Genomic DNA, 572 nt, shown 5'->3' on the forward strand with positions numbered 1-572 from the left:
CCTGCTCCAGAAGCCCCCCTGCCCCTCCGCCCCTACACCCCACATACCGCCGCCAACCTACAGAAGTCCTTCCAACTGACGGCGAATGCGATCGAGTTCGCTTTCGGACATAGTGCGTTCCTCCGACTCCGCACTCCCCGCACTGCCTGGGGTGCGATCGGGACTCCAGTCTGGGCTGTCCACATTGGTTTGCGGGGGGAGTTCCAACTGACCTTCAGAAATCAGTTTCGACTCATAACCCGCACTAAGACAGAATTCTTCAATTTCTTCCGAGTCAAACGCTTCGGCGGTAGGCGCACCAAAATCTTGCGCTTCCAGCATTAACGCATAGCGGGTCGCATCATCTTCTGATTCAAACATTAATACGACATTGCGATCGCCCACCTGAAGTGTATGGATCCCTTCATTATCAGTTCGGGCATTAAACAGCAAAACATAGATTCGCATGGATCGAGCACGATTTTCCTTACCTGAATTATTGCCTTTATCTTACAAGGGTGTGGGGTGTAGGGTGTAGGGTGTAGGGTGTAGGGTGTAGGGTGTAGGGTGTAGGGTGTAGGGAAGAGAGGGTG

Annotated in this window: 1 protein-coding gene; it reads right to left on the minus strand. The window is 53.0% G+C overall.

Annotated elements, in window-relative coordinates:
- Positions 1–57: 57 nt before the first annotated feature.
- Entirely contained in the window at positions 58–447 is a 390-nt protein-coding gene (locus tag AM228_RS15980; RefSeq protein ID WP_054467096.1) for a DUF3110 domain-containing protein, read from the minus strand.
- Positions 448–572 lie beyond the last annotated feature (125 nt).

Source organism: Planktothricoides sp. SR001 (assembly GCF_001276715.1).
Lineage (GTDB): Bacteria > Cyanobacteriota > Cyanobacteriia > Cyanobacteriales > Laspinemataceae > Planktothricoides > Planktothricoides raciborskii.

Bases quoted from the DNA above. Each gene is read 5' to 3' on its own strand.
- AM228_RS15980 (WP_054467096.1), bottom strand. From the start codon at position 447: ATGCGAATCTATGTTTTGCTGTTTAATGCCCGAACTGATAATGAAGGG.